General features: G+C 69.6%; 23 protein-coding genes. 10 read left to right on the plus strand and 13 right to left on the minus strand.

The features are described 5' to 3' along the window. The first annotated feature begins 15 nt into the window (after window positions 1–15). Window positions 16–1956: a DHA2 family efflux MFS transporter permease subunit gene (locus G6N49_RS03040; RefSeq protein ID WP_083044707.1), complete on the plus strand. Its 1941-nt coding sequence runs from the start codon at window positions 16–18 to the stop codon at window positions 1954–1956. A gap of 46 nt (window positions 1957–2002) precedes the next feature. Here the strand turns inward: G6N49_RS03040 and G6N49_RS03045 are convergent, their stop codons facing one another. The 3 genes from G6N49_RS03045 to G6N49_RS03055 all read right to left on the minus strand — a co-directional run bounded on the left by G6N49_RS03045 (window position 2003) and on the right by G6N49_RS03055 (window position 6583). Next, entirely contained in the window at window positions 2003–2422 is a 420-nt protein-coding gene (locus G6N49_RS03045) for a DUF732 domain-containing protein (protein ID WP_163647392.1), read from the minus strand. A gap of 151 nt (window positions 2423–2573) precedes the next feature. Beyond that, entirely contained in the window at window positions 2574–6011 is a 3438-nt protein-coding gene (locus G6N49_RS03050; RefSeq protein ID WP_083044706.1) for a TM0106 family RecB-like putative nuclease, read from the minus strand. A 29-nt stretch (window positions 6012–6040) separates the two neighbouring features. Then, window positions 6041–6583 (minus strand): LppP/LprE family lipoprotein, encoded by a 543-nt coding sequence (locus tag G6N49_RS03055; protein WP_163647444.1) that lies wholly within the window; start codon window positions 6581–6583, stop codon window positions 6041–6043. 106 nt (window positions 6584–6689) lie between these two features. Between G6N49_RS03055 and G6N49_RS03060 the strand changes: the two genes are divergently transcribed. The 4 genes from G6N49_RS03060 to G6N49_RS03075 all read left to right on the plus strand — a co-directional run bounded on the left by G6N49_RS03060 (window position 6690) and on the right by G6N49_RS03075 (window position 12828). Beyond that, window positions 6690–8363, plus strand: a complete 1674-nt coding sequence (locus G6N49_RS03060) for a DEAD/DEAH box helicase (RefSeq protein WP_011561346.1) — start codon at window positions 6690–6692, stop codon at window positions 8361–8363. Then, window positions 8360–9523: an acyltransferase family protein gene (locus tag G6N49_RS03065; protein WP_083045434.1), complete on the plus strand. Its 1164-nt coding sequence runs from the start codon at window positions 8360–8362 to the stop codon at window positions 9521–9523. The genes G6N49_RS03060 and G6N49_RS03065 overlap by 4 nt, the downstream gene beginning before the upstream one ends. An 88-nt stretch (window positions 9524–9611) precedes the next feature. Continuing rightward, window positions 9612–10328, plus strand: coding sequence for a siderophore-interacting protein (locus G6N49_RS03070; protein ID WP_083045435.1), 717 nt, complete (start codon window positions 9612–9614; stop codon window positions 10326–10328). Between the two features lie 118 nt (window positions 10329–10446). Then, the gene (locus G6N49_RS03075; RefSeq protein WP_064874273.1) at window positions 10447–12828 is read left to right on the plus strand and encodes an arylsulfatase; all 2382 of its coding nucleotides are present in this window, start codon (window positions 10447–10449) and stop codon (window positions 12826–12828) included. On the opposite strand, the gene G6N49_RS03080 is transcribed toward G6N49_RS03075, so the two are convergent. The 4 genes from G6N49_RS03080 to G6N49_RS03095 are packed head-to-tail and all read right to left on the minus strand — an operon-like array spanning window position 12785 to window position 16488. Then, window positions 12785–13366 carry a TetR/AcrR family transcriptional regulator gene (locus tag G6N49_RS03080; protein ID WP_011561342.1) on the minus strand — a complete coding sequence of 194 codons (582 nt, stop codon included), beginning with the start codon at window positions 13364–13366 and terminating at the stop codon, window positions 12785–12787. The two genes, G6N49_RS03075 and G6N49_RS03080, sit on opposite strands and share 44 nt — an antisense overlap. Continuing rightward, window positions 13367–14563, minus strand: a complete 1197-nt coding sequence (locus tag G6N49_RS03085) for a cytochrome P450 (RefSeq protein ID WP_083045436.1) — start codon at window positions 14561–14563, stop codon at window positions 13367–13369. It lies immediately after the preceding gene. A 44-nt stretch (window positions 14564–14607) separates the two neighbouring features. Next, on the minus strand, window positions 14608–15981 hold the full coding sequence (locus G6N49_RS03090) for an FAD-binding oxidoreductase (RefSeq protein ID WP_011561340.1): 1374 nt from the start codon (window positions 15979–15981) through the stop codon (window positions 14608–14610). 24 nt (window positions 15982–16005) lie between these two features. Next, on the minus strand, window positions 16006–16488 hold the full coding sequence (locus G6N49_RS03095) for a DUF3237 domain-containing protein (protein ID WP_083045437.1): 483 nt from the start codon (window positions 16486–16488) through the stop codon (window positions 16006–16008). A gap of 76 nt (window positions 16489–16564) precedes the next feature. On the opposite strand from G6N49_RS03095, the gene G6N49_RS03100 reads away from it, so the two are divergent. Further along, window positions 16565–17212: a winged helix-turn-helix transcriptional regulator gene (locus tag G6N49_RS03100; protein WP_011856400.1), complete on the plus strand. Its 648-nt coding sequence runs from the start codon at window positions 16565–16567 to the stop codon at window positions 17210–17212. On the opposite strand, the gene G6N49_RS03105 is transcribed toward G6N49_RS03100, so the two are convergent. Beyond that, window positions 17187–18443 (minus strand): multidrug efflux MFS transporter Tap, encoded by a 1257-nt coding sequence (locus tag G6N49_RS03105; protein ID WP_011856399.1) that lies wholly within the window; start codon window positions 18441–18443, stop codon window positions 17187–17189. The two genes, G6N49_RS03100 and G6N49_RS03105, sit on opposite strands and share 26 nt — an antisense overlap. 43 nt (window positions 18444–18486) lie before the next feature. Here G6N49_RS03105 and G6N49_RS03110 point away from each other — a divergent pair, with 43 nt between their 5' ends. Both G6N49_RS03110 and G6N49_RS03115 read left to right on the plus strand, forming a co-directional pair. Then, the gene (locus G6N49_RS03110) at window positions 18487–19308 is read left to right on the plus strand and encodes a uracil-DNA glycosylase (RefSeq protein WP_064874271.1); all 822 of its coding nucleotides are present in this window, start codon (window positions 18487–18489) and stop codon (window positions 19306–19308) included. A 39-nt stretch (window positions 19309–19347) separates the two neighbouring features. After that, the gene (locus G6N49_RS03115; protein WP_011856398.1) at window positions 19348–20397 is read left to right on the plus strand and encodes an LLM class flavin-dependent oxidoreductase; all 1050 of its coding nucleotides are present in this window, start codon (window positions 19348–19350) and stop codon (window positions 20395–20397) included. Here the strand turns inward: G6N49_RS03115 and G6N49_RS03120 are convergent. From G6N49_RS03120 to G6N49_RS03130, 3 genes are all read right to left on the minus strand, one after another. After that, window positions 20394–20837, minus strand: a complete 444-nt coding sequence (locus G6N49_RS03120) for a nitroreductase family deazaflavin-dependent oxidoreductase (RefSeq protein WP_011856397.1) — start codon at window positions 20835–20837, stop codon at window positions 20394–20396. The two genes, G6N49_RS03115 and G6N49_RS03120, sit on opposite strands and share 4 nt — an antisense overlap. Window positions 20838–20901: 64 nt before the next feature. Next, window positions 20902–21333 carry an HIT family protein gene (locus G6N49_RS03125; RefSeq protein ID WP_011856396.1) on the minus strand — a complete coding sequence of 144 codons (432 nt, stop codon included), beginning with the start codon at window positions 21331–21333 and terminating at the stop codon, window positions 20902–20904. 22 nt (window positions 21334–21355) lie between these two features. After that, complete coding sequence (locus tag G6N49_RS03130) at window positions 21356–21823, minus strand: VOC family protein (RefSeq protein WP_083045438.1); 468 nt, start codon at window positions 21821–21823, stop codon at window positions 21356–21358. A gap of 26 nt (window positions 21824–21849) precedes the next feature. Between G6N49_RS03130 and G6N49_RS03135 the strand changes: the two genes are divergently transcribed. Beyond that, window positions 21850–22680 (plus strand): AraC family transcriptional regulator, encoded by an 831-nt coding sequence (locus tag G6N49_RS03135; protein ID WP_083045439.1) that lies wholly within the window; start codon window positions 21850–21852, stop codon window positions 22678–22680. Between the two features lie 73 nt (window positions 22681–22753). Here the strand turns inward: G6N49_RS03135 and G6N49_RS03140 are convergent, their stop codons facing one another. Continuing rightward, window positions 22754–23002 carry a hypothetical protein gene (locus G6N49_RS03140; protein WP_011561330.1) on the minus strand — a complete coding sequence of 83 codons (249 nt, stop codon included), beginning with the start codon at window positions 23000–23002 and terminating at the stop codon, window positions 22754–22756. A gap of 226 nt (window positions 23003–23228) precedes the next feature. Next, entirely contained in the window at window positions 23229–23726 is a 498-nt protein-coding gene (locus tag G6N49_RS03145) for a DNA-deoxyinosine glycosylase (RefSeq protein ID WP_083045440.1), read from the minus strand. A gap of 44 nt (window positions 23727–23770) precedes the next feature. On the opposite strand from G6N49_RS03145, the gene G6N49_RS03150 reads away from it, so the two are divergent. Continuing rightward, complete coding sequence (locus G6N49_RS03150; RefSeq protein WP_011561328.1) at window positions 23771–24892, plus strand: adenylate/guanylate cyclase domain-containing protein; 1122 nt, start codon at window positions 23771–23773, stop codon at window positions 24890–24892. The last annotated feature ends 1 nt before the right edge of the window (window position 24893 follow it).

Here is a 24893-nt window from a genome sequence, read left to right on the forward strand (position 1 = left end):
GCGAGTCGACCCGATATGTTCTCCACGTCCGAAGCGCGACCGGTGACCGGTGACCCATGGCATGCGCTGTGGGCCATGATGGTCGGCTTCTTCATGATCCTGGTCGACGCCACCATCGTGGCGGTCGCCAACCCGGTGCTCATGGAGAAGCTGGGCGCCGACTACGACGCGGTGATCTGGGTGACCAGCGCCTATCTGCTGGCCTACGCGGTCCCGCTGCTGGTAGCGGGTCGGCTGGGGGACCGGTTCGGGCCCAAGAACGTCTACCTGGTCGGTCTGGCCGTATTCACCGCCGCCTCGCTGTGGTGCGGGCTGGCCGGGTCCATCGACACGCTGATCGCCGCACGGGTCGTCCAGGGCGTCGGCGCGGCACTGCTGACGCCGCAGACCCTGTCGACGATCACCCGCATCTTCCCGCCCGAGCGGCGCGGTGTGGCGATGAGTGTGTGGGGTGCGACGGCCGGGGTGGCCACGCTGGTGGGGCCGCTGGCGGGTGGCGTGCTGGTGGACCACCTCGGTTGGCAGTGGATCTTCTTCGTCAACGTGCCGGTCGGGGTGGCGGGCCTGGCGTTGGCGTTCTGGCGGGTGCCCGCGCTGACCACCACCGCGCACCGGTTCGACCTGCTCGGGGTGCTGCTGTCCGGGGTCGGGATGTTCGCGATCGTCTTCGGGCTGCAGGAGGGGCAGTCCCACGGCTGGCAGCCCTGGATCTGGGTGGTCATCGTGGCCGGCGTCGCGGTGATGGCCGGGTTCGTCTACTGGCAGTCGGTCAACCCCCACGAACCGTTGATCCCGTTGCGGATCTTCGGTGACCGCGACTTCTCGCTGTCCAGCTTCGGCGTCGCCGTCATCGGCTTCGTGGTGACCGGCATGATCGTGCCCGCGATGTTCTTCGCCCAGGCGGTGTGTGGGCTGTCGCCGACCGAGTCGGCGCTGCTGACCGCGCCGATGGCCATCGCCAGTGGAGTGCTGGCACCCGCGGTCGGGCGAATCGTCGACCGCGCCCATCCGCGACCGATCGTCGGGTTCGGGTTCTCGGCGCTGGCGATCGGGCTGACCTGGTTGTCGATCGAGATGACGCCGGATACGCCGATCTGGCGGCTGGTCCTGCCGTTCCTCGTGATGGGTATCGGTATGGCGTTCATCTGGTCGCCGCTGGCGGCCACCGCGACCCGGAATCTGGCACCGCATCTCGCCGGCGCCGGGTCCGGCGTCTACAACGCGACGCGTCAGGTCGGGTCGGTGCTGGGCAGCGCCGGCATGGCGGCGTTCATGACGTCGCGGATCAGCGCGGAGATGCCGTCGGCGCAGGGCGGGGCGCCGCGCGGGGAGGGGGCGGTGTCGGCGCTCCCCGAATTCCTTCAGGTGCCGTTCGCCGCCGCGATGTCGCAGTCGCTGCTGCTGCCGGCGTTCGTGGCGTTGATCGGGGTGGTCGCGGCGATCTTCCTGCGCGGCTTCGGCGAGGTATCGGCGCCGGTTGTCGCCGCGCCGGTGGCGCGCGCCGACCCCCGGGACGACTCCGTCGACGACAGCCACGGCTATGACGACGACGACTACCTCGAGTACGCCGTCAGCTGGGACGATCTTCAGTTCACCGAACCCATCTCGACCCGTCCTGAGGTCGGCGCCGACGACAGTGTCACGACGCCGCTCGCAACGCGGGGCCGCCGCGCGGAGGCGGCCGCCGAGCCGTCCGGTGCCGACGATCCGTGGCGCCGTGTGCTCGACGAACTGCTACCGGAGCCGCCGGCCCGGCCCGAGGTCGAGCCGATCGGCTTCGCGCACAACGGTTTCCATGTGGAGGGAGAGGAGACGCCGGTCGACGACAGACGGGGCCGGCGATACCGAGACGCCGGCGACGCTGCACCCGCATGGCTGCGCGAGTTCGGTGAACGCTCGCGCCGCGGAACGGACACCCCCTCCGGCGGCCGTCATTCACGCCGCGACGGCGACTGACGAACGGGACGGCCAACGGGTCGCACCCGTTGGCCATCCCGCACACTCAGGCCAGTTCCGACGGCCCACCCACCGACGGCGGCAGCATCTCGGGGGCGTAGACGACGATCGCTGCCGTCACCAGGTACTTGGCCTGGTACCACGTCAGGTCACTCCCGTAGTAGTAATCGTTCGCGATCGCCAACGGGCTTGCGCCCCAACGCACATCGTTGGCGATCTGACGGCCCTCGAGTGCGACGTCGTAGTAGGTGCGCCTCGCATCGATGCCCGCGTCGGCGAGCAGTTCGATGTACTGGCGATCCTCGTCCGAGAACGCCGGAACCGCCGACGCCTCCGGCGCGCTCATCAGGGCATGGCCCAACACCGAGAGAACCATCACGAGGCCGACGGCCAGGAGTGACAGCATCCGAGTCGGCGAGCGGGTGTTCGGGTTGTTTGCCACGACAATAAGTTCGGTGGTCTTCATCATTCCCCCTGGATTCCCCAAGTGCTTTCCTTACGCCATCAACACTGCTCCTGAGCAGGTCGAACGCATAGGGCGGTCAGCACTCGGCTCGAGGGACGAAAGTCCACCGACCGTCGGGACCAAGGTTGCTATTTGGCGTCGCCGCAAATATTCAATCCGGGTCAGCGCCCGCACCCTGACTCGGCAACGACAGGAACGCGCCGAGTTCGACCAGTCCCTTCGGCGTGGAAGGCAGGTACTCGGTGAGGGCCTCCGAGCGCACGACCACGGCGGCGTACTTCGCGCGGCTGATCGCCACGTTGAGCCGATTCCGGTTGAGCAGGAACGAGATTCCCCGCGGCACGTCGTCGATCGAGGACGCCACCATGGAGATGAACACCACCGGCGCCTGCTGGCCCTGGAATTTGTCGACTGTCCCCACCCGCACGTCGGTCAGCCTTCCCGCGTCGAGACGTTGGCGCAGCAGCACCACCTGGGCGTTGTACGGCGTCACCACCATCACGTCGTCCTGTGCGAGCGGTCGGGAACCCTTCTCGTCGGTCCACACCGAACCGAGCAACCTGCCGATCCGCGCGATGATCGCGTCGGCCTCCTCCGGGCTTTCGGTGGCGTTGCCGTCGTGGGGCACGGTCACCTCGTGCACCCCGGGTGACCAGCCCTCGAGCGTGCGCGCGGTGGTCACCGCCTCATTCGATTGCAGCCGCCCGTCGTAGGACAGCCGGGACACCGCCGCGCACACCGCCGGATGCATCCGCCAGGACACGTCGAGAAAGTAGCCGCGTTCGGCGGACAGCGTGTGCGCACCGTCGACCAGCCACCCCAGCGCGGAGGTGTCGACCGGTTCGGGGTGCGTGCCCTGGCTGACCTGGGGTAGCTGTTGCGGGTCACCGAGCAGCAGCAGATTCGCCGCCGCCGGCGCCACAGCGATCGTGTTGGCCAGGCAGAACTGCCCGGCCTCCTCGATGACGAGCAGGTCGAGGCAGCCGCGCGGAATCCGGTTGCCGTTCGCGAAATCCCAAGCGGTGCCGCCGATCACGCAACCGTCGCGGTCCGCCACGAAGCCGGGGAACCCCGCCTCCTCGAGTACGGTCCAGTTGGCGTCGTCGCCGTGCCCCCGTTTCTTGGCCACCCGCGCCGCGTCCACCCCCGCGTCCATGACCCCGCGGAAGAGGTTCTCCACCACCGCATGTGACTGCGCCACCACCCCGATCCGCCAGCCGTGCGTGTTGACCAGCGTCGCGATGATGGCCGCCGCGGTGAACGTCTTGCCGGTGCCGGGTGGGCCGTGCACGGCCAGGTAGGACGAGTCGAGGTCGAGCAGCGCGGCGGTGATCGCGGCCGAGACGTCGGGCCCGGTGGGCAGTGGGGCGCCGCTGCGGGTCCGCGGCGGGCGGCGCAGCAGGATGTCGGTGACCGCGGTTTCGGGTAGCCGGGGGAGGCGCTCGGCCAGGTCGGCGGCCGTCGCCTCGATCGATTCACGCAGCGCGGTCGTGCGGATCGGCGGCCCCGGCGCCAGCGCGAAGGGCAACTGGTCGAACACCCCGCCGTCCCGTGGGGTGCGCTCGACGACGACCACTTCGGTGGGGACGTCGGGGGCGTTGCACTCGACGACGGTGACGCTGCCCGCCGCGCGACGGTCCGGATCGTCGCCGAGCCCGGCCGGGGCGGGCGGTTCATAGAGGGCGTACATGTCGCGGCTGAGCCCGCCGGCGGCCATCGCGCCGCTCAACCGGACCCGGCGCTGCGGTTTGCGGGCCCGCGGCGGCGTGTGCCAATCCACCTCGACCTGTGCGCCGCCGGGGTCGACGAGGAAGACGTCGGTGCTGTCGGCCCATTCGTCGACCGGGTTGTTGAGCCGGTCGAAATGCGACCACCAGAACGGTTTGTCCTCGCGACGGTGGTAGCCGCGGGCGGCGGCGACCATCGCGACCGCCGACTGCTCCGGGGTGCGGCCCTCCAGTTCGTCGCCCGCGTAACGGCACAGCGTGCGGTCGAGGGCGTCGACGGGTTCGGGCTCGGCGCCGTCGCGGACCGGCTGCGGCCCCCGCGGCGGCACCTCGCAGTCGATGGCCCGGCACACCAGCCAGTCGCGCAGTTTGCGCGTCGAGGTGCAGTCGTAACGGTTGTAGTCCTCGATGTCCTTGAGGACGACGGCGGCGTCGTCGTCACGGCCCTCGGCGCGCAGCTCGCAGTAGCGGGCGTACTCGGTGATCGACGCCGCGGCCGTGGTCACGTCCCCGGTGCGCAGCTGCCCACCCATGTACAGCGGCTCCAGTGACTTGAGGCTGTAGTTCTCGGTGCCGATGCGAAAACTCTTGCGCACCAACGGGTACAGGTCGACCAACACCCCGCTGCGCAACAGGTCGTCGACCGCGTCCTCACCGACGCCGTAGCGCCCGGCGAGGCGCAGCAGCGCGGTCTTCTCGTATGCGGCGTAGTGGTAGATGTGCATGTTCGGATGGCGTTTGCGCCGCTTGCGCACCAACTCGAGGAAGTCCTCGAGCGCCTTCCGTTCCTGCGGCCGGTCATGCGCCCACAGCGGGTGGAACCCGTCGGCGGTGTCGAGCACACCGAACAGGTACTCCAGGCCCCACTCGTGGCCGTCGTCGGTCCACAACGGGTCGCCCTCGAAATCGAAGAAGAGGTCACCCTTGTCGGGTTCGGGGAGCAGCATCAGCGGCTGCGGATCGGCGACCTCGTAGGGCGGTTTGCCGTCGACGCGCGGTGCGGTCTGCAGCCGGGCCTGGGCGCTCAACGCGGTGACGGTGCGCGCCGGCAGTTCCGGCACCGGACCCTGGTGCGCGGCGAGTTCGGCCACGGTGGTGATCCCCGCCTCGTGGAACCGGGCGCGCTGGCTGACCCGCATGCCCGCGACGAGCAGCAGGTCGTCCTGTGCGCGCACCTCGATGCTGCACTCCGGACAGCGGAAACACGCCCGGACGGTCTCGTCCTCCCAGCGCACCGGCGTCCCGCCGGCGAGATGGTCGTCGAGCAGCCGCTGCAGCGCGGCCCGCCGCGGCCGGTACACCGGCAGCAGTTCCTCGAGCGGATAGCGGGCGGTGGCCCCGTCGCCGAGCACGAGCTCCACCTCGTCGGCGACCGGCACCCCCGCCGCGGTCAGCGCCTCGGCGTACGCGGCCAGCTGCAGCAGCGCCTCGACCTTCACCGAACGCGCCAGCTTGGTGTCGCGCAGCAGGTAGCGGTCGCCCTCGAGGATCAGGAAGTCGGCGAAACCGGCGAACCGGCCGTCGAACATCGCGGCCTGGTAGATCACCGGGGCGCGGCGGGCGACGGCGCGGGTGGTGGCCTCGGCGGCGGCGGTCAGCCCGGCCACGGTGTAGGGCGGCCTGCCGATGACGGTGACGTTGTGGTCGCTGTCGGTCCTCAGTGTGTCGAGGTGGCGCTTCTCGTGTTCGTCACCCAGGTCGGCGGTGCGGGCCAGCAGCTCGTCCTCGGTGGCCACGGACGGACCCCATCCCAGCCGGGCGTCGAATGAACGCAGCAGCGCGTACTCGCAGCGCGCGGCGGCGGCCAGATCCGAAGCGCTGTAGATGGCCTCGTCGTGCGCCCCAACGGATTCGACGAACACGCAGCCACTGTAGGGCAGCGGTCCGACAGCTAGCCGGTGTTGCCGATCAACTCGACACCGTTGCCGTTCCACCGGAACCGCACGATGCTGGCCAGCCCGTCGACCTCGCCGGAGTAACGCAGCGCGACGGTGTCGCCGGTGGTGCCGGCCGGGTCGAGGCCGTTGAACCCGTAGGTGTCGGGCACCCCGGTCGGGATGAACTTGCCGAGGTGGAACATCACCGCGCGGGTGTTGGGGTTCTCGGCGTTGGTGTTGGCGCGCACGATCACCGCCGACAGCTGCGCGCACTCGTTGTAGTTGCCTGCCACCGGTTCGGGGCTCCACGCCTGGTTGCTGCGGGGGTCGCGCGGCAGCGAGGAGACGGCCTTGGCGATCTCGGGGGCGGCCAGGTTCACCGCGCACGGGTCCGACGGCCCGGCGGCCGGCGGCGGCCCGACGGTCGGGGCGATGCTCGGGGTGGCGGGGGCGGTGGGCGCCGGTGAGGGTCCGGTCGCCTCGGGGGTCTTGGACACCGTCGAATCGCCGGAACCGCAGCCGACGAGGGCCGACAGTGCGGCCGTCCCGACCGCCATCACGACCACCCGTTTCACAACGACGCACCGTACCGGGATCGGATGTGAGGTTCGAACAGGCGCGCTGGGCAGAAGTCGTCCGATGGCGCACTAGACTTGCCACGTTATGACGTCGCCTGAGCCGGACGCCCCCGGTACCGAAACCACCTTCGCTGATCTGCAGATTCACCCGGAGGTGTTGCGGGCCGTCACCGACGTCGGCTATGAGACGCCGTCGGCGATCCAGGCCGCGACCATCCCGGCGATGCTCGCCGGCTCCGACGTCGTCGGGCTCGCCCAGACCGGCACCGGCAAGACCGCGGCCTTCGCCATCCCGATCCTGTCGAAGATCGACCCCAACAGCCGCGCCACCCAGGCCCTGGTCCTCGCGCCGACACGTGAGCTCGCGCTGCAGGTCGCCGAGGCGTTCGGCCGCTACGGCGCGCATCTGCCGGTCAACGTGCTGCCGGTGTACGGCGGCTCGTCCTACGGACCGCAGATGGCCGGGCTGAAACGGGGCGCGCAGGTCGTCGTCGGGACCCCGGGCCGGGTGATCGACCACTTGGAGAAGGGCAGCCTCGACCTGTCGCACCTGGACTACATGGTGCTCGACGAGGCCGACGAAATGCTGCAGATGGGTTTCGCCGAGGACGTCGAACGGATTCTGTCCGACACCCCCGAGTACAAGCAGGTGGCGCTGTTCTCCGCGACCATGCCGCCGGGAATCAAGAAGATCACCAAGAAGTACCTGCACGATCCGGTCGAGGTCACGGTCAAGTCCAAGACGCAGACCGCCGAGAACATCACGCAGCGCTACATCCAGGTGTCGTACCCGCGCAAGATGGACGCGCTGACCCGGCTGCTGGAGACGGAGCAGGGCGACGGGATGATCGTGTTCGTCCGCACCAAACAGGCCACCGAGGAGGTGGCCGAGAAGCTGCGGGCGCGCGGGTTCGCGGCGGCGGCCATCAACGGCGACATCCCGCAGGCGGTGCGTGAACGCACCATCTCGCAACTCAAGGACGGTTCGATCGACATCCTGGTCGCGACCGACGTCGCCGCCCGTGGTCTGGACGTCGAGCGGATCTCGCACGTGGTGAACTTCGACATCCCGCACGACCCGGAGTCCTACGTGCACCGCATCGGGCGCACCGGGCGCGCAGGCCGCTCGGGCACCGCGCTGCTGTTCGTCACCCCGCGCGAACGGCACCTGCTGAACTCGATCGAGCGGGTCACCCGGCAGAAGCTCGTCGAGATCCAGTTGCCGTCGGTCGAGGACGTCAACGCCCAGCGGGTCGAGAAGTTCCGCGACTCGATCGGTGAGGCCCTCAACGCTCCGGGCATCGACCTGTTCCGCCGCCTCATCGAGGACTACGAACGCGACAACAACGTGCCGCTGGCCGACATCGCCGCGGCGCTGGCCGTGCAGTCCCGCAACGGCGAGGAGTTCCTGATGACCGAACCGCCGCCGGAGAAGCGGCGGGAGCGGCCCGTCCGGGATGAGAGCGGCCCACGCAAGGCGCGCGACCGCACGCGGTCGGACCTCGCGACCTACCGCATCGCGGTGGGCAAGCGGCACAAGGTGATGCCCGGTGCGATCGTCGGCGCGATCGCCAACGAGGGCGGCCTGAACCGCAGCGACTTCGGTCATATCGCGATCAAGCCGGAGTACTCGCTGGTGGAGCTGCCTGCCGACCTGCCGAAGGACACCCTCAAGAAGCTCGAGCGCACACGCATCCAGGGTGTGCTGATCAATCTCGAGCCCGATCGCGGGCCGAAGGCGCGCTACAAGGGCAAGTGACCGCACCCCGGGGCGTGCAGGACTCCGTCTCGGCCGATCCGGTCCAGGGCGGACTGGAATCGGTCTCCACCGCTGAGCGGGTCGCATCGCTGACCGGGATCCGGGCGGTCGCCGCGCTGCTGGTGGTGCTGACCCACGCGGCCTACACCACCGGCAAGTATCCGCAGGGGTTCGCGGGTCTGGTCTATTCGCGCATGGAGATCGGGGTGCCGATCTTCTTCGTGCTCTCCGGTTTCCTGCTGTTCCGCCCGTGGGTGCAGGCGGCGGCCCGCGGCGGTCCGCCGCCCTCGGTGCGCCGCTACGCCTGGCACCGGGTGCGGCGCATCATGCCCGCCTACGCGGTCACGGTGGTGGCGGCCTACCTCGTCTACCACTTCCGCACCGCCGGTCCGAATCCCGGACACACGTGGGAGGGGCTGTTCCGCAACCTCACCCTCACGCAGATCTACACCGACGACTACCTGTACTCGTTCCTGCACCAGGGTTTGACGCAGATGTGGAGCCTCGCGGTGGAGGCGGCCTTCTACGTGGTGCTGCCCGCACTGGCGTACGCGCTGCTGGTGGTGCTGTGCCGGCGCGCGTGGCGTCCGGGTGTGCTGCTGGTGGGGCTCGCACTGTTCGCCGCCGTCTCGCCGCTGTGGCTGTGGTTGGTGCACAGCGTCGACTGGCTGCCCGACGGCGCCCGACTCTGGCTGCCCACGTATCTGGTCTGGTTCGTCGGCGGCATGCTGCTGGCCGTGCTGCAGGCGATGAGGGTGCGCGTCTACGCGCTGGCCGCCATCCCGCTGGCGGTGGTCTGCTACCTCATCGCGTCCACGCCGATCGCGGGGGAGCCGACGACCTCACCGCATGCGCTGCGCGACGCCGTGGTGAAGACGGCGTTCTACGCGGTCATCGCGACGCTGACGGTGGCGCCGCTGGCTCTGGGCGATCGGGGTCTGTACGCGAAGGTGCTGGCCAGCCGGCCGATGGTCTTCCTCGGCGAGATCTCTTACGAGATCTTCCTGATCCACCTGGTCACGATGGAAGTTGTGATGGTGGAGATCCTGCGCTACCCGATCTACACCGGTTCGATGCTGTGGTTGTTCGTCGGCACGTTGGTGCTGACGGTTCCGCTGGCGTGGGTGCTGCACCGGTTCACCCGGGTGCGCCCGGGCTGAACTTGCGGCGCCCCTACGCCGATTGGACCCCCCGCTCCGCCGCGGCGTTAGGTTAAGCTGCCCTAAGTTGTCTACGAAGGGCGGATGTATGGCCGACAGGAAGCCGTCGCGCGGGTTCAGCGGCGCCGTGCTCAAGCTGATGCGCGCCGGCGACTACACGTTCACGGTCACCGGTAAGCGTGCGATCGGCCCCTATTACCTGCGGCTCAGCTTCACCGCCGGGGGGATGCTCGCCGAGCACGCGCCACACCCGACGCAGTGGGTGCGGGTGTGGTTCGCCGACGGCGACAAACAGCATCAGCGCGGCTACACCCTGGTCAACCCCGACCCGTCCGGTGACACCGTCGACATCGAATTCGCGCTGCACGACGGCGTGGCGTCCCAGTGGGCGCGCGACGCGCGGCCCGGCGACACCCTCGAGATCACCGTCCTCGGCAGCAATTTCGCACTGCCCGAACCGCGTCCGGCCGGTTACGTGATCGTCGGCGACACCGCGTCGCTGCCCGCGATCAACTCGCTGCTGGCCGCCATCGGTGACGCCCCGGCGCGGGTGTTCCTCGAGGCGGGCCACGAGGAGGACAAGCAACTCCCGGTCGCGCGCACCTCCGACGTCACCTGGGTGGACCGCAAGAACGCCGGAGAGGCGCTCATCGAGACCGTCGCCGCGGCGGCGTTCGACGCGGCCGACCACTTCGGCTGGGTGGCCTGCGACAACCGGACCACCCGCGCGGTGTCGAGGGTGTTCCGCGAGGACTACAGGATCCCGAAGAAGTCCATCAAGGCGCAGGCGTACTGGCAGGTCTGAGGGGCCCGGCGCAGGTGTGACGCCGCGTCGAAAACCCCGAATCGCCGACTCGGTGCGGCATATGGTGGGCCGAACCCGGGCTCCAAGAGCGTGGTCCGGGAAACCGCGGAGGCCGACCATGTCCGATTCGTCACCCCAGAACAACGAACAGCAGGCAGCGGCCGCGGTGCGGCGTGACGTGCTTCCGATCCCGGATCCCCGGCACGTCGGGTTGACGACGTACGACGCGAAGGATCCGAACACGACGTATCCGCCGATCACGCGGCTGCGCCCACCCGACGGCGCGCCGAATGTGCTGATCGTGCTGATCGACGACGTCGGTTTCGGCGCGAGTTCGGCCTTCGGCGGCCCGTGCCGCACACCGGTCGCGGAGCGGCTGGCGGCCGACGGCGTGAAACTCAACCGCTTCCACACCACCGCGCTGTGCTCGCCGACGCGCCAGGCGCTGCTCACCGGACGCAACCACCACTCGGTGGGGATGGGCGGTGTCACCGAGATCGCGACGTCCGCGCCGGGATACAGCAGCATCCGGCCGAAGGACAAGGCGCCGATCTCGGAGACGCTTCGGCTCAACGGATACTCGACGAGTCAGTTCGGCAAATGCCACGAGGTCCCGGTGTGGGAGGTGTCGCCGGTCGGGCCGTTCGACCAGTGGCCCACCGGGTCGGGGTTCGAGCACTTCTACGGGTTCGTCGGCGGCGAGGCCAACCAGTACTACCCCGGACTGTACGAGGGCACCACACCCGTCGAACCGGCCAAGACGCCCGAGCAGGGTTACACCCTGACCGAGGACCTCGCCGACCGGGCGATCACCTGGGTGCGCCAACAGCAGGCGCTCACCCCGGACAAGCCGTTCTTCATGTACTTCGCGCCCGGTGCCACCCATGCGCCACACCACGTGCCCCGGGAGTGGTCCGACCGGTACCGCGGCGAGTTCGACGCCGGCTGGGACGTGTTGCGCGAGCAGATCTTCGCCCGCCAGAAGGAACTCGGGGTGATCCCGCAGGACGCCGAGCTGACCCGGCGCCACGACGAGATCCCCGGCTGGGACGACATGCCCGACCGGCTCAAGCCGGTGCTCGCCCGGCAGATGGAGATCTATGCCGGCTTCATGGAGCAGACCGACCACGAGGTCGGGCGGCTGATCGACGCGGTCGACGGCCTCGGCGCACTCGACAACACGCTGATCTACTACATCATCGGCGACAACGGCGCGTCGGCGGAGGGCACGCCGAACGGGTGCTTCAACGAGATGTGCACGCTCAACGGGCTGGCCGGGATCGAGACCGAGGATTTCCTGCTGTCCAAGATCGACGACTTCGGCACGCCGGACGCGTACAACCACTATGCGGTGGGCTGGGCGCACGCCCTGTGCGCGCCGTATCAGTGGACCAAGCAGGTCGCCTCCCACTGGGGCGGCACCCGCAACGGCACGATCGTGCACTGGCCCGCGGGGATCGACGCCGTCGGCCAGACCCGCGACCAGTTCCACCACGTGATCGACGTCGTGCCAACGATTCTCGAGGCGGCCGACATCCCCGCACCACTGATGGTCAACGGCATCGCGCAGGCGCCCATCGAGGGCTTCAGCATGATGTCGACGCTGCGGGCCGCCGATGCCGCCGAGACCCACCGGGTGCAGTACTTCGAGATGTTCGGCAACCGCGGCATCTACCACGACGGTTGGACGGCGGTCACCAAACACCGGACGCCGTGGCTGTCCGACCAGCCGGCGCTCGAGGACGACGTCTGGGAGCTGTACGGGCCGGGCGACTGGACCCAGGCGCACGACCTGGCGGCCGATGATCCGGCGAAACTCGCCGAACTACAGCGTCTCTGGCTCATCGAGGCGGTCAAGTACGACGTGTTGCCGATCGACGACAGGTCGTACGAGCGCTTCAACCCGGACATCTCCGGGCGGCCGGTGCTCATCACCGGCAGCACCCAGACGATCTTCCCCGGTATGCGGCTGATGGAGAGCTGCGTGCTCAACATCAAGAACAAGTCGCATTCGGTGACGGCCGAGCTGTCGGTGCCCGAGTCCGGTGCGCAGGGGGTGGTGGTCAGCCAGGGCGGCGGTGTCGGTGGTTGGTGTCTGTACGCGCACGAGGGCCGGTTGAAATACTGTTACAACTTCCTCGGCATCGAGTACTACTACGTCACCGCCGAGGCTCCGCTCTCGGCCGGCGATCACCTCCTGCGTATGGAATTCGCCTACGACGGTGGGGGTTTGGGCAAGGGCGGCACCGTCACGCTCTTCTGTGACGGTGAAGCCGTCGGGACGGGGCGGGTCGACCAGAGCGAGCCGATGGCGTTCTCCGCCGACGAGATGTGCGACGTCGGCTCGGACAGCGGCTCGCCGACGTCACCCGACTACGGGCCGCACGACAACGCTTTCACCGGCCGAATCGACTGGGTGAAGATCGATATCGGCGCCGCCGACCACGACCACCTGATCACCGCGGAGGACAAGCTGAACATCGCGATGTCGCGGCAGTGATCAGCCCGCCGGCTGCGACTCCGATCATGGCCGGTACCAGGAACTCTGAGAGCATCGCGCGTTCCTCGCCCTCGTCGCCGCCGGGGAACAGCAGCAGCGACGTGAGCACCCGGACCAGCCAGCGGGCCCGTCGTTCGACGTCGCCGGAGTCGCCCAGCGACCGCACGAACGCCTCGACCATCGCCCTGACGACCTCGGACCGTTCGGCCCACTCACCGCCGATCGGCCGCGCGGTCGGCGCGAACCACGATGCGAGCGCGGGCTTTTCGCGGACACTGCGCAGGGTGAGCAGCGTGCCCTCGATGAGCCGTTCGGCCGGGTCGGACACTCCGTCCAGGTGTTCGGTGAGCGTGCGGTAGAGCCGTTGCGCCTCGCGGTGCACGTAGGCGGTGTGCAGGGTGTCGCGGCTGTCGAAGTGGCGGTATAGCGTCGCGCGGGAACACCCGGCCGCCTCGGCGACGTCCTTCATGCCCACGCTCGCGGCGTCGCGTTCGGTGAACAGCCGTTCGGCCGCGTCGAGAATACGGTCGGCAAGCATCTACAGCGCGAGCGGTACCGACAGCGGACGCCGCACGTAACTGCCGCCGGCCCAGACGATTCCGGCCTCGTCGACGGTGAAGTCAGGGCAGCGGGCGAGCAGTTCGGTCAGCGCGACCCGAGACTGCATGCGCGCGGCGGCCGCGCCGAGGCAGAAGTGCGCGCCGTGGCTGAACGTCAGGATGTTGCGCGGCCGTCGGGTGACGTCGAGTTCGGCTGCGTCAGGGCCGAATTCGCGTTCGTCCCGGTTGGCCGACCCGTAGAGCAGCAGCACCTTGCGCCCCGCCGGGATGGTGGTGTCGGCGACGGTGACGTCACGGGTCGCGGTGCGCGCCAACCCCTGCACCGGTGAGGTCAGCCGCAGGAATTCGTCGACGGCGTCGGCGATGAGCCCTGGATCGCCGGCGAGCAGTCGGCGTTGATCGGGGCGCTGGTGCAGCAGCTGGACCGTGCCGCCCAGCATTCCGGTGGTGGTGTCGTTACCGCCGGTGACCATCGTGAACGTGAACGCCAGCACCGGCAGCACGTCGACGCCGGCGGCCACCAGGTGGCTGATGGTGTCGTCACCAGGTTCGCGGCGGCGGCGCTCGATCAGTTCGGCGAAGTACCCCATCATGGCGCCGATCGCATCGCCGGCACCGGTCACCCCGGCGGATTCGGTGTTGGCCGCGACGATCGCCTCGGTCCATCCGTCGAACTGCGCCCGATCGGCCTCGGGCACGCCCAGGTAGTGCGCGACGACCATCGACGGCAGCGGTTTGAACAGTTCGCGGACGATGTCGCCGCCGCCGTCGGCGCGCAACCGCTCGATTCGCTCGATGACGAACTCGCGCACCGCCGGTTCGACGTCCTCCACCTGCCGTGGGGTGAAGCCGCGGGACACCAGCTTGCGGAACTCGGTGTGCGTCGGCGGGTCCTGCATGACGAAGGGCGGGTTGTCCGCCAGCCCGATCATCTCGAGTTCGCCGTAGTTCACGGTCAGGCCCTGCGCGGAGGAGAACGTCTCGTGGTCGCGGGCCGCGCGCCACACGTCGGCGTGACGCGACAACACGTAGTAGTCGCGCTCAGGGGCCGCGGGCGGGAGCACGTGGTGGACGGGGTCGTGGTCGCGCAGGGCGGCGTACATCGGCCACGGGTTCGTCCACGTCTCGGCCGTCGCCAATTCGAACCGGGCCGCATGAGACACATTCGTCGTCATGTCTCATGGATACCACGGCCCGTGGTCCGGTCTCTACTGCTTGGCTAGAACGCCGCGCCCGGGTTGAGGATCGCGTCGGGGTCGAGCGCCTGTTTGATGCGACGGTTGAGTTCCATCGCCTCCGGCCCGATCTGGCCGGCCAGCCACGGCCGCTTCAGCCGACCGACACCGTGTTCGCCGGTGATGGTGCCGCCCAGGCCGACGGCGAGGTCCATGATCTCGCCGAAGGCCGTCTCGGCACGTTCGGCCATCGCCGCGTCGGCCGGGTCGAACACGATCAGTGGATGGGTGTTGCCGTCGCCGGCATGAGCGATCACCGAGATCATCACGTCACGGTCGGCGGCGATCTTCTCGATGCCTGCGCACAGGTCGGCGAGCCGGGGGACCGGCACGCCGACGTCTTCGAGCAGCAGCGCGCCCTTGGCCTCGACGGCCGGGATCGCGAATCGACGGGCTGCCACGAACGCCTCACCCTCGTCGGGATCCGAGGTCGAGAACACCTCTGTCGCACCGGCTTCGGTGAACACCTTCGCCATGAACTCGGCGTCCTCGGCGCCGGCGGCGCCCCGGTCGTCGGAGGCGGCGACCATCATGGCGGCGGCGTTGCGGTCCAGGCCCATCCGCAGCTTGTCCTCGACCGCGTTGATCGCGACCGCGTCCATGAACTCCAGCATCGACGGCCGGATTCTGCCGGTGATGGTGACCACGGCGCCCGCCGCCGCCTCGACGGAGTCGAATGTGGCGACCACCGTGCACGGCGACGGCTGGGGCGGCAGCAGGCGCAGCGTCACCTCGGTGATCACGCCGAGCGTCCCCTCGCTGCCGACGAAGAGCTTGGTCAGCGACAGCCCCGCCACGTCCTTGAGGCGCGGCCCACCGAGGCGCACCGCGGTGCCGTCGGCGAGGACCACCTGCAGGCCGAGCACGTAGTCGGTGGTGACGCCGTACTTCACACAGCACAGCCCGCCGGCGTTGGTGGCGACGTTGCCGCCGATGCTGCAGATCTCGTACGACGACGGGTCGGGCGGATACCACAGTCCGTATTCGGCGACCGCCTTCTTGACCTCGGCGTTGAGCAGGCCGGGCTGGGCCACCGCGGTGCGGGTGACCGGGTCGACGGTGATGTCACGCATCTTCTCGGTCGACAGCACGATCGCGCCGTCGAGCGCGGTCGCACCGCCGGAGAGTCCGGTGCCCATGCCGCGTGGGACCACGGCCACCTTGTGCGCCGACGCCCACCGCAACACCGTCTGCACCTCCTCGGTGCGGGTGGGGCGCACGACGGCCAGCGCGGTTCCCGCGCTCGGATCGGCCGCGCGGTCCTGCCGGTAGGACGCCACGATGTCGGGGTCGGTGACGACGACACCGTCGGACAGGTCGGCGATCAGTTCGGCGAGCGCGGAGTTCACGTCCGCCATGCTAGGTCGGTGCGCAACCGGTGCTCAGCGGACCGCGAAGACCCGGTAGTGCACGGCGCGCAGCGACACCTCGTTGATCGCCACGGTGTGCAGGGCGGTGAGCCAACGGTAGCGGTCGTCGTCGGTGTCGAACAGGGGACTCGACCGGGCGTAGATCTCGTCGTGGCGGAGCATTTCCCCGGCCGAGAAGCGTTGCGTGGCGGCGTCGGACATCGACACCCGGCCGGTGTTGGTGAGGTGGATGCGGGCACCGTCGTCGGTGCGCAGCGTCGCCCGCACGTCGAGGCGGGCGACACCGTCGGTGCCGATCACCACCCAGTCGCCACCTCCGGGCAGCACGTCGGCGGAGATGCGCGGGCCCTCGCAGCGGCCGTCGGCGATGACGTAGGTCAACCGCGTTCCGACCGGGGTCTGGAAGATTTCGACGGCCGAGAACGCGATGCGGATGTCGAGCAGGTGCTCGAGGGCGGGTTCGGCGTCGATGGCGACCAGCGGTGCTGCGGTCATGAATTCACGGTAGGAGTATCGCTTGGAAAAAACAAGTATGCGTTGAGGGAAGGCTGACCTGCACTAGTTTCGACGCATGTCCCGCTCCTACGGCCAACACTGCGCGCTGGCCAAGAGTCTCGACCTGGTCGGTGACCGGTGGACGCTGTTGATCGTGCGCGAGCTGCTCGACCGGCCACGGCGTTACGGGGACCTGCTGAACAGCCTCACGCCGATCGCCACCGACATGCTCGCCGGGCGGCTGCGCGATCTCGAGCGCAACGGGCTGGTGGTCAAACGCGAACTCCCCAAACCGGGGTCGGGAAACGTCTACGACCTCACCGACGACGGACGCGCGCTCGAGGACGTCATCAACGCGTTCGTGCGGTGGGGCAGGCATCTTCTGTTCACGCGGACCCCGACGGATCTGGTGCGCCCCGAATGGCTGGCGCGCGCGGTGCGCGCCTATGTGCGTGACGACCGGACCGGACCCGATCTGGTGCTGCGCCTGGCGACCCCGCAGGGCGGGGCGACCATCCTGATCGGCACCCGGCGGGTGGAGTTGGTCGGCGATGAGGTCGCCCCGGATGTGGTGCTGACCGGTGAGGTGGACGTGCTGGCCGCCGCCACCGACCCCGCCCGCGTCGACGAACTGGTCGCCGCGGGCAGGTTGCACGTCGCCGGCGCCCCCGAAGCGGTTCGACAAATCGCCGAGGTGTTCACCCCGCCCCGGGTTCGCCTCTGAGGGGTCGGGCCGGTTCCCGGTCGAGTTCGCGCAGGGCGGGCAGGAAGACGGCCGCCACACCGAGGGCGAGCATCGGCAGCGCGAGCGCGAGGAACGTCACGGACAGTCCGGCGCCGTCGGCCAGTGGACCGGCCACCACCAGGCCGAGCGGGCCCGCTGCATACGCCAGCGACCCCATCACCCCGACCACGCGGCCGCGCAGGTGGGCCGGCGCGCGCGTCTGCATGACGTAGTTGTAGATCGGCGCGATCGGCCCGTAGACCAGCCCGACGAGCGCCGACAGCACCAGGATCACCGGCAGCGGCGGAAGGAACGCGATGACGGTCATCGCGACGCCGAGGGTGAGCACGGCGGCCAGCATCACCGTGCGGCGGTTGACGTATCGCGACAGCGCGGCATAGCCGAGGGCGCCCATTAGCCCCCCGATCGACAGCGCCATCAGCACCCAGCCCAGCTGCGCGGGTTCGTCGCGGTCGGTGAAGTACTTCGGGAACAGCACGCTCTCCATCGGCATGTACAGCCCGGTGGCGACCAGGTCCACCACCGCCAGGGTGCGCAACACCGGTGTGCGCCAGACGAATCCGAGACCCTCCACGATGCCCGACCACACCCGCTCGGGCAGCTGGTCGCGGTCGGGTCGTCCCGCACCCTCGAGCTGCAGCGCGGCGATGGCGCCGATCGACAGGACGAACGCCGCGGCCGTGACCCACATGGTGTTGACGCCGCCCATCGTCGCGATCAGCAGACCACCGATGCCCGGCCCGACGATGTAGGCCAGGTTGAACACGGCCTCGTACACGCTGTTGGCGTGGTCGAGCGTCCACCCGGCCCGGTGCGCGGCCTCGGGCAGCATCGTCTCGCGGGCGGTCATCCCGGCGGGATCGAAGAACGCACCCAGGGCCGCGAGTCCGGCCAGCACCGCCACATTGACCGCCTGCACGCCGAACGTCCACGCCAGCACGGGCACCGCCGCGACGGACAGGGCAGACAAACCATCAGCGATCATCGACACCCGGCGCCGGCCCAGGTAGTCGACCGCGGCGCCGGCGATCAGAGTGGCGACCAGCAGTGGCAGCGTTCCGGCCATCGCGACGATCGACGCGTCGACCGCTGAGCCGTTGCGCTGCAACACCAGCCAGGGGAAGGCGACCAGCGAGATGCCGTTACCCGCTCCGGCGGTCAAGGCCGAGAAGTAGATGAGGTACAGCGGGACGCGCTTGCTGGCGATCATGGGTATCGCGGCCGAATGTAGCAGCGGGCGGCACAGTGGAGGCGTGCAATCACCTCACCCGCGCACCGGCGTCCCCTTCTCTTCACCCGTGCCGCCGGGCACCGGGTGGCCGGGTGACCCGGCCACCCCCGCCACGGCGGTCGCCGCCTCCGCCGCTGCGGTCGAGTCGCTGGCGGCCGCGGTCGGGTCACTCGACGAACTGGACGCGCTCGTGTCGGTGTGCCGAGCGTGCCCGCGCCTGGTCGAGTGGCGGGAGGAGGTTGCGACCGTCAAACGCAAGTCGTTCGTCGATCAGCCGTACTGGGGCCGGCCCGCACCCGGGTGGGGTGACACCCATCCGCGCATCATGGTCGTCGGCCTGGCCCCGGCCGCCCACGGCGCCAACCGGACCGGGCGGGTGTTCACCGGCGACCGCTCCGGCGATTTTCTGTTCGCCGCACTGCACCGCGCCGGCCTGGCCAACCAGTCGCTGTGCGTGGACGCCGCAGACGGGTTGTCGCTCAACGACGTTCGCGTCGCGGCCGCGGTCCGGTGCGCACCCCCGGCGAACGCGCCGACGCCGGCCGAACGGGCGACGTGCGCACCGTGGCTGGACGCGGAGTGGCGCCTGGTCAGCGGGGACGTGCGGGTGGTGATCGCCCTCGGCGGGTTCGCGTGGAAGGCGGCACTGCACATGCTGCGCCGCGGCGGGGCGTCCGTGCCGGTCCCCGCGCCGCAGTTCGGGCACCTCGCCGAGGCCGCGATCGACGGCGTCACGCTGATGGGCTGCTATCACCCCAGTCAGCAGAACACGTTCACCGGGAAGTTGACCCCGGCGATGATGGACGCCGTCTTCATCCGGGCCCGTGAGCTGGCGGGACGCTAGACCGGGAACGTAGCCGGGCCGGAATGCGTTGACGTTGCCATGCGTCTTTCTGTCCTGGACCTCATCCCCGTGCGAACCGACCAGACCACGTCGGATGCGCTGGCGGCGACCACCCGACTCGCACAGACCGCCGACCGGCTGGGTTACACGCGCTACTGGATCGCCGAGCACCACAACATGCCCGCCGTCGCGGCGACCAGCCCACCGGTCGTGATCGCCCACCTCGCCGCGCAGACGTCGCAGGTGCGGTTCGGTTCCGGCGGCGTGATGCTGCCCAACCACGCCCCGCTGGCCGTCGCCGAGCAGTTCGCCCTGCTCGAGGCCGCCCATCCCGGCCGCATCGACCTCGGGATCGGCCGGGCCCCCGGATCGGATCCGGTGACGTCGATGGCCCTGCGCGGCGCCGCCGGCCGCGACGACACCGACATCGAACGTTTCCCCGACTACCTCGACGACGTCGCGGCGCTGATGAGCCGCCATGGGGTGCGGGTCTCGTTGCCGCGCAACCTGATGCGCGAGAACTACATCCTCAAGGCCACCCCCGCGGCGACCACCGAACCGCGGCTGTGGCTGCTCGGTTCGTCGATGTACTCCGCGCATCTGGCCGCGGCCAAGGGGCTGCCGTACGTGTTCGCCCACCACTTCTCCGGGCAGGGCACCGCCGAGGCGTTGGCGACCTACCGGTCGGAGTTCCGGCCCAGCGACGTCGCCGCCGAACCGGTCACGTTCCTGACCGTCAACGCCGTCGTGGCCGAGACGCACGACGAGGCGATGGCGCTGATGCTGCCGAACCTGCACATGATGGCCCAGCTGCGCACCGGTCAGCCGCTGACCGCGCTCGACCTCGTGGAGGATGCGCAGGCCAAGGAGCTCAGCCCGCAGGCCCAGGCCGTCGTCCGGCACGGACTGCAGCGCGCCGTCGTCGGGTCGCCGACCGAGGCGGCCGATCAGGTGCGGGCGTTGGCCGCCGAGTTCGACGTCGACGAGGTGATGATCAACCCGGTCGCCTCGGCGCGCCGCGGCACCGACCCGGCGACGGCGCCGGCCCGCGACACCACGCTGGAACTGCTCGCCAAGGAGCTGTTCTAGGGCGTCAGCTTGACGATCGGGATCGGCCGCGTCGTACGTTTCTGGTAGGCGTCGTAGCGGTTGGAGTTGTTGTCGTTGACGATTTTCCACAACCGGGCGTAGTCCGGGTCGTCCGGCAGTACCGGGTGCGCCGTCACCGCGAATCGCTTTGTGCCGAGGTTGATCTCGACGTCAGGGTTCGCCTTGAGGTTGTGATACCAGCCCGGTGACCGCGGGGCCCCGCCCAGCGACGCGACGATGAGGTAGTCCTCGCCGTCGCGGGCGTAGGAGAGGGTGTTGCTGCGGGCCTGACCGGTCTTGGCGCCGACGGTGTGCAGCAGCAGGCTCGGCGGTGCGCCGGGGAAATGGTGCCCGATGCGGCCGTTCGTCTTCTTGTACAGCAGGTCGTGCAACTTAAGCAGCCGCGCGCCGACCTGTTCGAGCGAGGTGAGGTGGCTCATTGCCCCAGTGTGTCAGCCTGCGCGCCCGTAGGGTGTCGGCCTGCACGGACCCGCGTGGTGACGTCTACGGCGCGTTGTCGAGTTCGGCGATCGCCTCGCGCAGCAGCCGGCCCGACTCCTCCCGGTCCGGATCGCGCCGCAGCACCATGTTCTTCGCGAACGAGAGCTTGTCGCCGCTGCGGCGGGGGAGCACATGCAGGTGGATGTGGAACACGGTCTGAAAGGCCGCCTTCCCGTCGTTGATGACGACGTTGTTGCCGTCGGCGTGCAATCCCGAGCGACGTGCCGCCTTCGCGATGCGCTGTCCGATGCGGGCCATCCCCGCGACCGTGTCGGCCGGGGTGTCGGTGAGGTCCACGGTGTGGCGTTTGGGGATCACCAGCGTGTGGCCGCGGGCGAACGGGCGGATGTCGAGGATGCCCAGGAAGTCCGCATCCTCGTAGACGCGGATGGCGGGGGCGTCGCCGGCGACGATGTCGCAGAACACACAGGACATCCCGCCACGGTAGCCGGACCGGTTAGACGTTCTCGCGGGCCCAGTCGGCCAACCGGCGATCGCGCTCCGCGGCCGAGACGTCCTCGACCCGGGTCATCACGGCCCAGCGCTGACCGAACGGGTCCACGATCGACCCGAACCGGTCGCCGGTGACGAACGTCTGCACCGCCTCGCGCACGGTTGCCCCGGCGGCTTCGGCACGCGCCACGACCCCGTCGGCGTCGGTGCAGTACAACACCATCGAATGGGTCACCGATTCTCCGCGCGGCGGCGCCGCGAGCCCGTAGTCGGCGTTCGGGTCGGACAGCTGCAGGCGCCCGTCACCGAAGTCGAGTTCGGCGTGCGCGACCGAGCCGTCGGAGCCGTCCATCCGTTCGACGAGGGTGGCGCCGAAGACGCTGGTGTAGAAGTCGATCGCCGCGGCGGCGCCGTCGATGACCAGGAACGGGGTCAGGCTGGTGTAGCCCTCCGGAATGGGTGAAACGCTCATGACTGAAAGCTTTGTAGCCTTGCGGCATGGGGGCTTGGAAAAACCCGCCAGCGACTCCGGTGCGCGGAGTGGTCGGCCGCGCCGGCAGCGCGTCGGCATACGACCTCAGGCGGTGGACGCCGTCGCCGCGCGCCGCCGTGTTCGTCGAACACTTCTGGTCGGTCAGCTGGGATCTGCGTGGGCGCCCGCCCGTCGACAGCACGGTCATCACGTTCCCGTCGGTCCACCTCACCCGCGAATGGGGTGAGGACGAGGTGCGCCACGGCCACCGGCTGCCCGCCACCCTGGTGCACGGCGTGGTCGAGCGGGTCTTCCGCGTGACAGTGCGGGAGCGTGGCGCCGTCGTGGGCGCGCGGTTCCGTCCCGGCGGGTTCGCGGCCCGCTTCGACCGCGACGCCTCCGCCTTGACCGGACGCGTCGACCCGATCAACGACGACCTGTTCGGAGGTCCGCTGGCGCTGCCCTGCGACGCCCAGCGCGCCGGTGCCGCGCTCGACGACGCCATCGGCGCCGGTTCGGGTGCGCTCGACCCGACCTACCGCGTGCTCACGGCGCTGGTCGACCGGATCCGTGACGACGACCGCCTGCAGCGCGTCGAGCACGTGGTGGCCGCGTCGCCGTGGAGCGAGCGCACGGTGCAGCGGGTGTTCCGCCGCTACGTCGGCGTACCGGTGAAGTGGGTGCTGTGCCGATACCGGTTGCAGCAGGCGGCGCTGGAGATCGAGAGCACCCCCGACGTCGACTTCGCCGACCTCGCCGCACGCCTCGGCTGGTACGACCAGGCCCACTTCACCAACGACTTCCGCGCGATGTTGGGTTGCACGCCAGGCGAATACGCCTCCCGCCACGGCGCCTGAACACGCCGAAACTGCTGGGAGATCACCGTTTCGCAAGTTTCGGTGATCTCCCAGCAGTTTCGGCGGGGTTTGGTCAGCGGGTGGTCACGTAGACGACGCGGTCGTCGTTGTCGTAGCGGACCGAGACGATGCTGGACTGGTCGAGCGGCTTGTTCATACCCTGCTGGGTGACGCGCACCTGGTAGCCGCGGTCGTCGAGCGAGCTGATGGTGTCGGCGGCGTTGCCTGTCCCGCTGGGCGCGGCCTGGGCGGGGGCGGCGAAGGCCAGGAATCCGGTGGCCAGTCCGCCGGCGATGATGGTGGCGAATCCGAACTTGTTCATTTCCGTACCTCTTCTTGGTCCGTTCGGTCTGGAGGGATTTCCTGGCCGGTCTGACTGCATCAACCTGCAGGTCAGCGCCATCCATCCCGTTGGCAGTGATTGACCGACGACTGGCAGGAAGTGATCGGTCGGACGTTCCCCACCTGCGCCGAAACTGCGCGGAGATCACCGTTTCGCCGATTTCCTTGATCTGGCAGCAGTCTCGGCGACGGCCTGGACATCACAACTAATCCGCCAACGCCTCGCGCCACGCGGCCAGCTTCCGCTCGTAGCGCATGGTCTGCGCGGGACTGGTCGACGGCAGCCGCGAGAACTCCACCTCGAAGGCCCCCGGAACCAACCGCCGGAAGTTCCGGTCGGCGGCGGCGCCGTTGAACAGCACCCGCCGAATGGTCGGGTGCTCACCGAAGAACGAGCCGAAGTCGTTGGCCACCATGCTGTCCGGCTGCACCGCCGAGTCGAGGCTGCCGGCGCGGCGACACTCACGCAGCACGTCCCAGACCGCCACGCCGTGGGCGATCAACGCGGCGGTGCGTACGGCGTACGGGTCATCGGCGTCGAATCCGTAGAGTGCACCGGCGATCCGCCAGAAGGCGTTTCGCGGGTTGCCGTAGTACTGGTGCTTCGCCAGGGCCAGCACGCTCGGCGCATTGCCGAGTACCAGCGTCCGGGGTGCACCGCCGACGATGGGTGCGAAACCCTGCACCAGGTCCGGTGTGGACATCGCCGACCATGATGCCCGACGCGCGGCTGGGTATACGTTGTGGCGTGACCGAAGCGCGCGACACCGAAGACATCGAGGGGCTCCTCGTCGGGTTGACCGGAACGGCGCGCTCCGAACGCGCCGAGTTGATCGAGTGGCTGCTCGGCCGTGGATTCACCATGGCGGAGGTGCACGAGGCGATCGCCCCGATGCTGCTCGCCTCGCGGCGACACGTCGGCGACGACGGCGTCTACGTCTCCGCCCGCGAGACCAGTGAGAAGTTCGGTATCGACCTTGACCTGTTGCAGCGCGTCCAGCGGGCCATGGGTCTGTCCCGGGAGGACGACCCGGACGCGGTCGTGCACCTGCGCGCCGATGCGGAGGCCGCCGCCCGCGCCCAGCGGTTCATCGACTTCGGCCTCGACCCGGATCAGGTCGTCCAGGTGGTCCGCGTGCTGTCCGAGGGGCTGGCGAAGGCCGCCGAGGTGATGCGGTACACCGCGTTCGCGGCCGTGTTGACCCCCGGTGCGACGGAGTTGCAGATCGCCAAGAAGTCTGAGGCGCTGGTTCGGGAACTCGCCCCGATGCTCGGCCCGATGGTCGAGGACATGCTGTTGCTGCAGCTGCGTCACGCGATGGAGACCGAGGCGGTGTCGGCGACCGAGCGGGCCGAGGGTCTGCCGCTGCCCGGCGCCCGTGAGGTGACGGTGATGTTCGCCGATCTGGTCGGGTTCACCCGGCTCGGTGAGGCGGTGCCACCGGAGAAGCTCGAGCAGCTCGCCCGCCGGCTCGGCGACCTGGCGCGCGAACTCGCGGTGGCGCCGGTGCGGTTCGTCAAGACGATCGGTGACGCGGTGATGCTGGTCAGCACCGATCCCGCGGCGCTGCTCGAGGCGGCGCTGGCCCTGCTCGACGCCGCCACCAGCGATGCGGAATTCCCCCGGCTGCGGGTCGGGTTGGCCGTCGGGCAGGCGGTCAGCCGGGCGGGGGACTGGTTCGGCAGCCCGGTCAACCTCGCCAGCCGCGTCACCGGGGCCGCCCGGCCGGGCACGGTGCTGGTCTCCGAATCGGTCCGCGAGGCCGTGGGCGACGACGAGCGGTTCTCCTGGTCCTACGCCGGAGCCCGTCACCTCAAGGGCATCAGGGGTGAGGTGAAACTGTTCCGCGCCCGCCGGCCCGGCGGGTGAA

The organism is Mycolicibacterium monacense (genome assembly GCF_010731575.1).
GTDB lineage: Bacteria > Actinomycetota > Actinomycetes > Mycobacteriales > Mycobacteriaceae > Mycobacterium > Mycobacterium monacense.

What these genes read in the sequence shown, in the direction of transcription:
- G6N49_RS03060 (WP_011561346.1), top strand. Translation starts at nt 6,690, where the DNA reads ATGACGTCGCCTGAGCCGGACGCCCCCGGTACCGAAACCACCTTCGCT.
- G6N49_RS03080 (WP_011561342.1), bottom strand. Translation starts at nt 13,366, where the DNA reads ATGCTTGCCGACCGTATTCTCGACGCGGCCGAACGGCTGTTCACCGAA.
- G6N49_RS03105 (WP_011856399.1), bottom strand. Translation starts at nt 18,443, where the DNA reads ATGATCGCCAGCAAGCGCGTCCCGCTGTACCTCATCTACTTCTCGGCC.
- G6N49_RS03140 (WP_011561330.1), bottom strand. Translation starts at nt 23,002, where the DNA reads ATGAACAAGTTCGGATTCGCCACCATCATCGCCGGCGGACTGGCCACC.
- G6N49_RS03055 (WP_163647444.1), bottom strand. Translation starts at nt 6,583, where the DNA reads ATGGCGGTCGGGACGGCCGCACTGTCGGCCCTCGTCGGCTGCGGTTCC.
- G6N49_RS03075 (WP_064874273.1), top strand. Translation starts at nt 10,447, where the DNA reads ATGTCCGATTCGTCACCCCAGAACAACGAACAGCAGGCAGCGGCCGCG.
- G6N49_RS03045 (WP_163647392.1), bottom strand. Translation starts at nt 2,422, where the DNA reads ATGAAGACCACCGAACTTATTGTCGTGGCAAACAACCCGAACACCCGC.
- G6N49_RS03145 (WP_083045440.1), bottom strand. Translation starts at nt 23,726, where the DNA reads ATGTCCACACCGGACCTGGTGCAGGGTTTCGCACCCATCGTCGGCGGT.
- G6N49_RS03040 (WP_083044707.1), top strand. Translation starts at nt 16, where the DNA reads ATGTTCTCCACGTCCGAAGCGCGACCGGTGACCGGTGACCCATGGCAT.
- G6N49_RS03125 (WP_011856396.1), bottom strand. Translation starts at nt 21,333, where the DNA reads ATGTCCTGTGTGTTCTGCGACATCGTCGCCGGCGACGCCCCCGCCATC.
- G6N49_RS03135 (WP_083045439.1), top strand. Translation starts at nt 21,850, where the DNA reads ATGGGGGCTTGGAAAAACCCGCCAGCGACTCCGGTGCGCGGAGTGGTC.
- G6N49_RS03100 (WP_011856400.1), top strand. Translation starts at nt 16,565, where the DNA reads ATGTCCCGCTCCTACGGCCAACACTGCGCGCTGGCCAAGAGTCTCGAC.
- G6N49_RS03085 (WP_083045436.1), bottom strand. Translation starts at nt 14,563, where the DNA reads ATGACGACGAATGTGTCTCATGCGGCCCGGTTCGAATTGGCGACGGCC.
- G6N49_RS03130 (WP_083045438.1), bottom strand. Translation starts at nt 21,823, where the DNA reads ATGAGCGTTTCACCCATTCCGGAGGGCTACACCAGCCTGACCCCGTTC.
- G6N49_RS03090 (WP_011561340.1), bottom strand. Translation starts at nt 15,981, where the DNA reads ATGGCGGACGTGAACTCCGCGCTCGCCGAACTGATCGCCGACCTGTCC.
- G6N49_RS03115 (WP_011856398.1), top strand. Translation starts at nt 19,348, where the DNA reads ATGCGTCTTTCTGTCCTGGACCTCATCCCCGTGCGAACCGACCAGACC.
- G6N49_RS03070 (WP_083045435.1), top strand. Translation starts at nt 9,612, where the DNA reads ATGGCCGACAGGAAGCCGTCGCGCGGGTTCAGCGGCGCCGTGCTCAAG.
- G6N49_RS03120 (WP_011856397.1), bottom strand. Translation starts at nt 20,837, where the DNA reads ATGAGCCACCTCACCTCGCTCGAACAGGTCGGCGCGCGGCTGCTTAAG.
- G6N49_RS03095 (WP_083045437.1), bottom strand. Translation starts at nt 16,488, where the DNA reads ATGACCGCAGCACCGCTGGTCGCCATCGACGCCGAACCCGCCCTCGAG.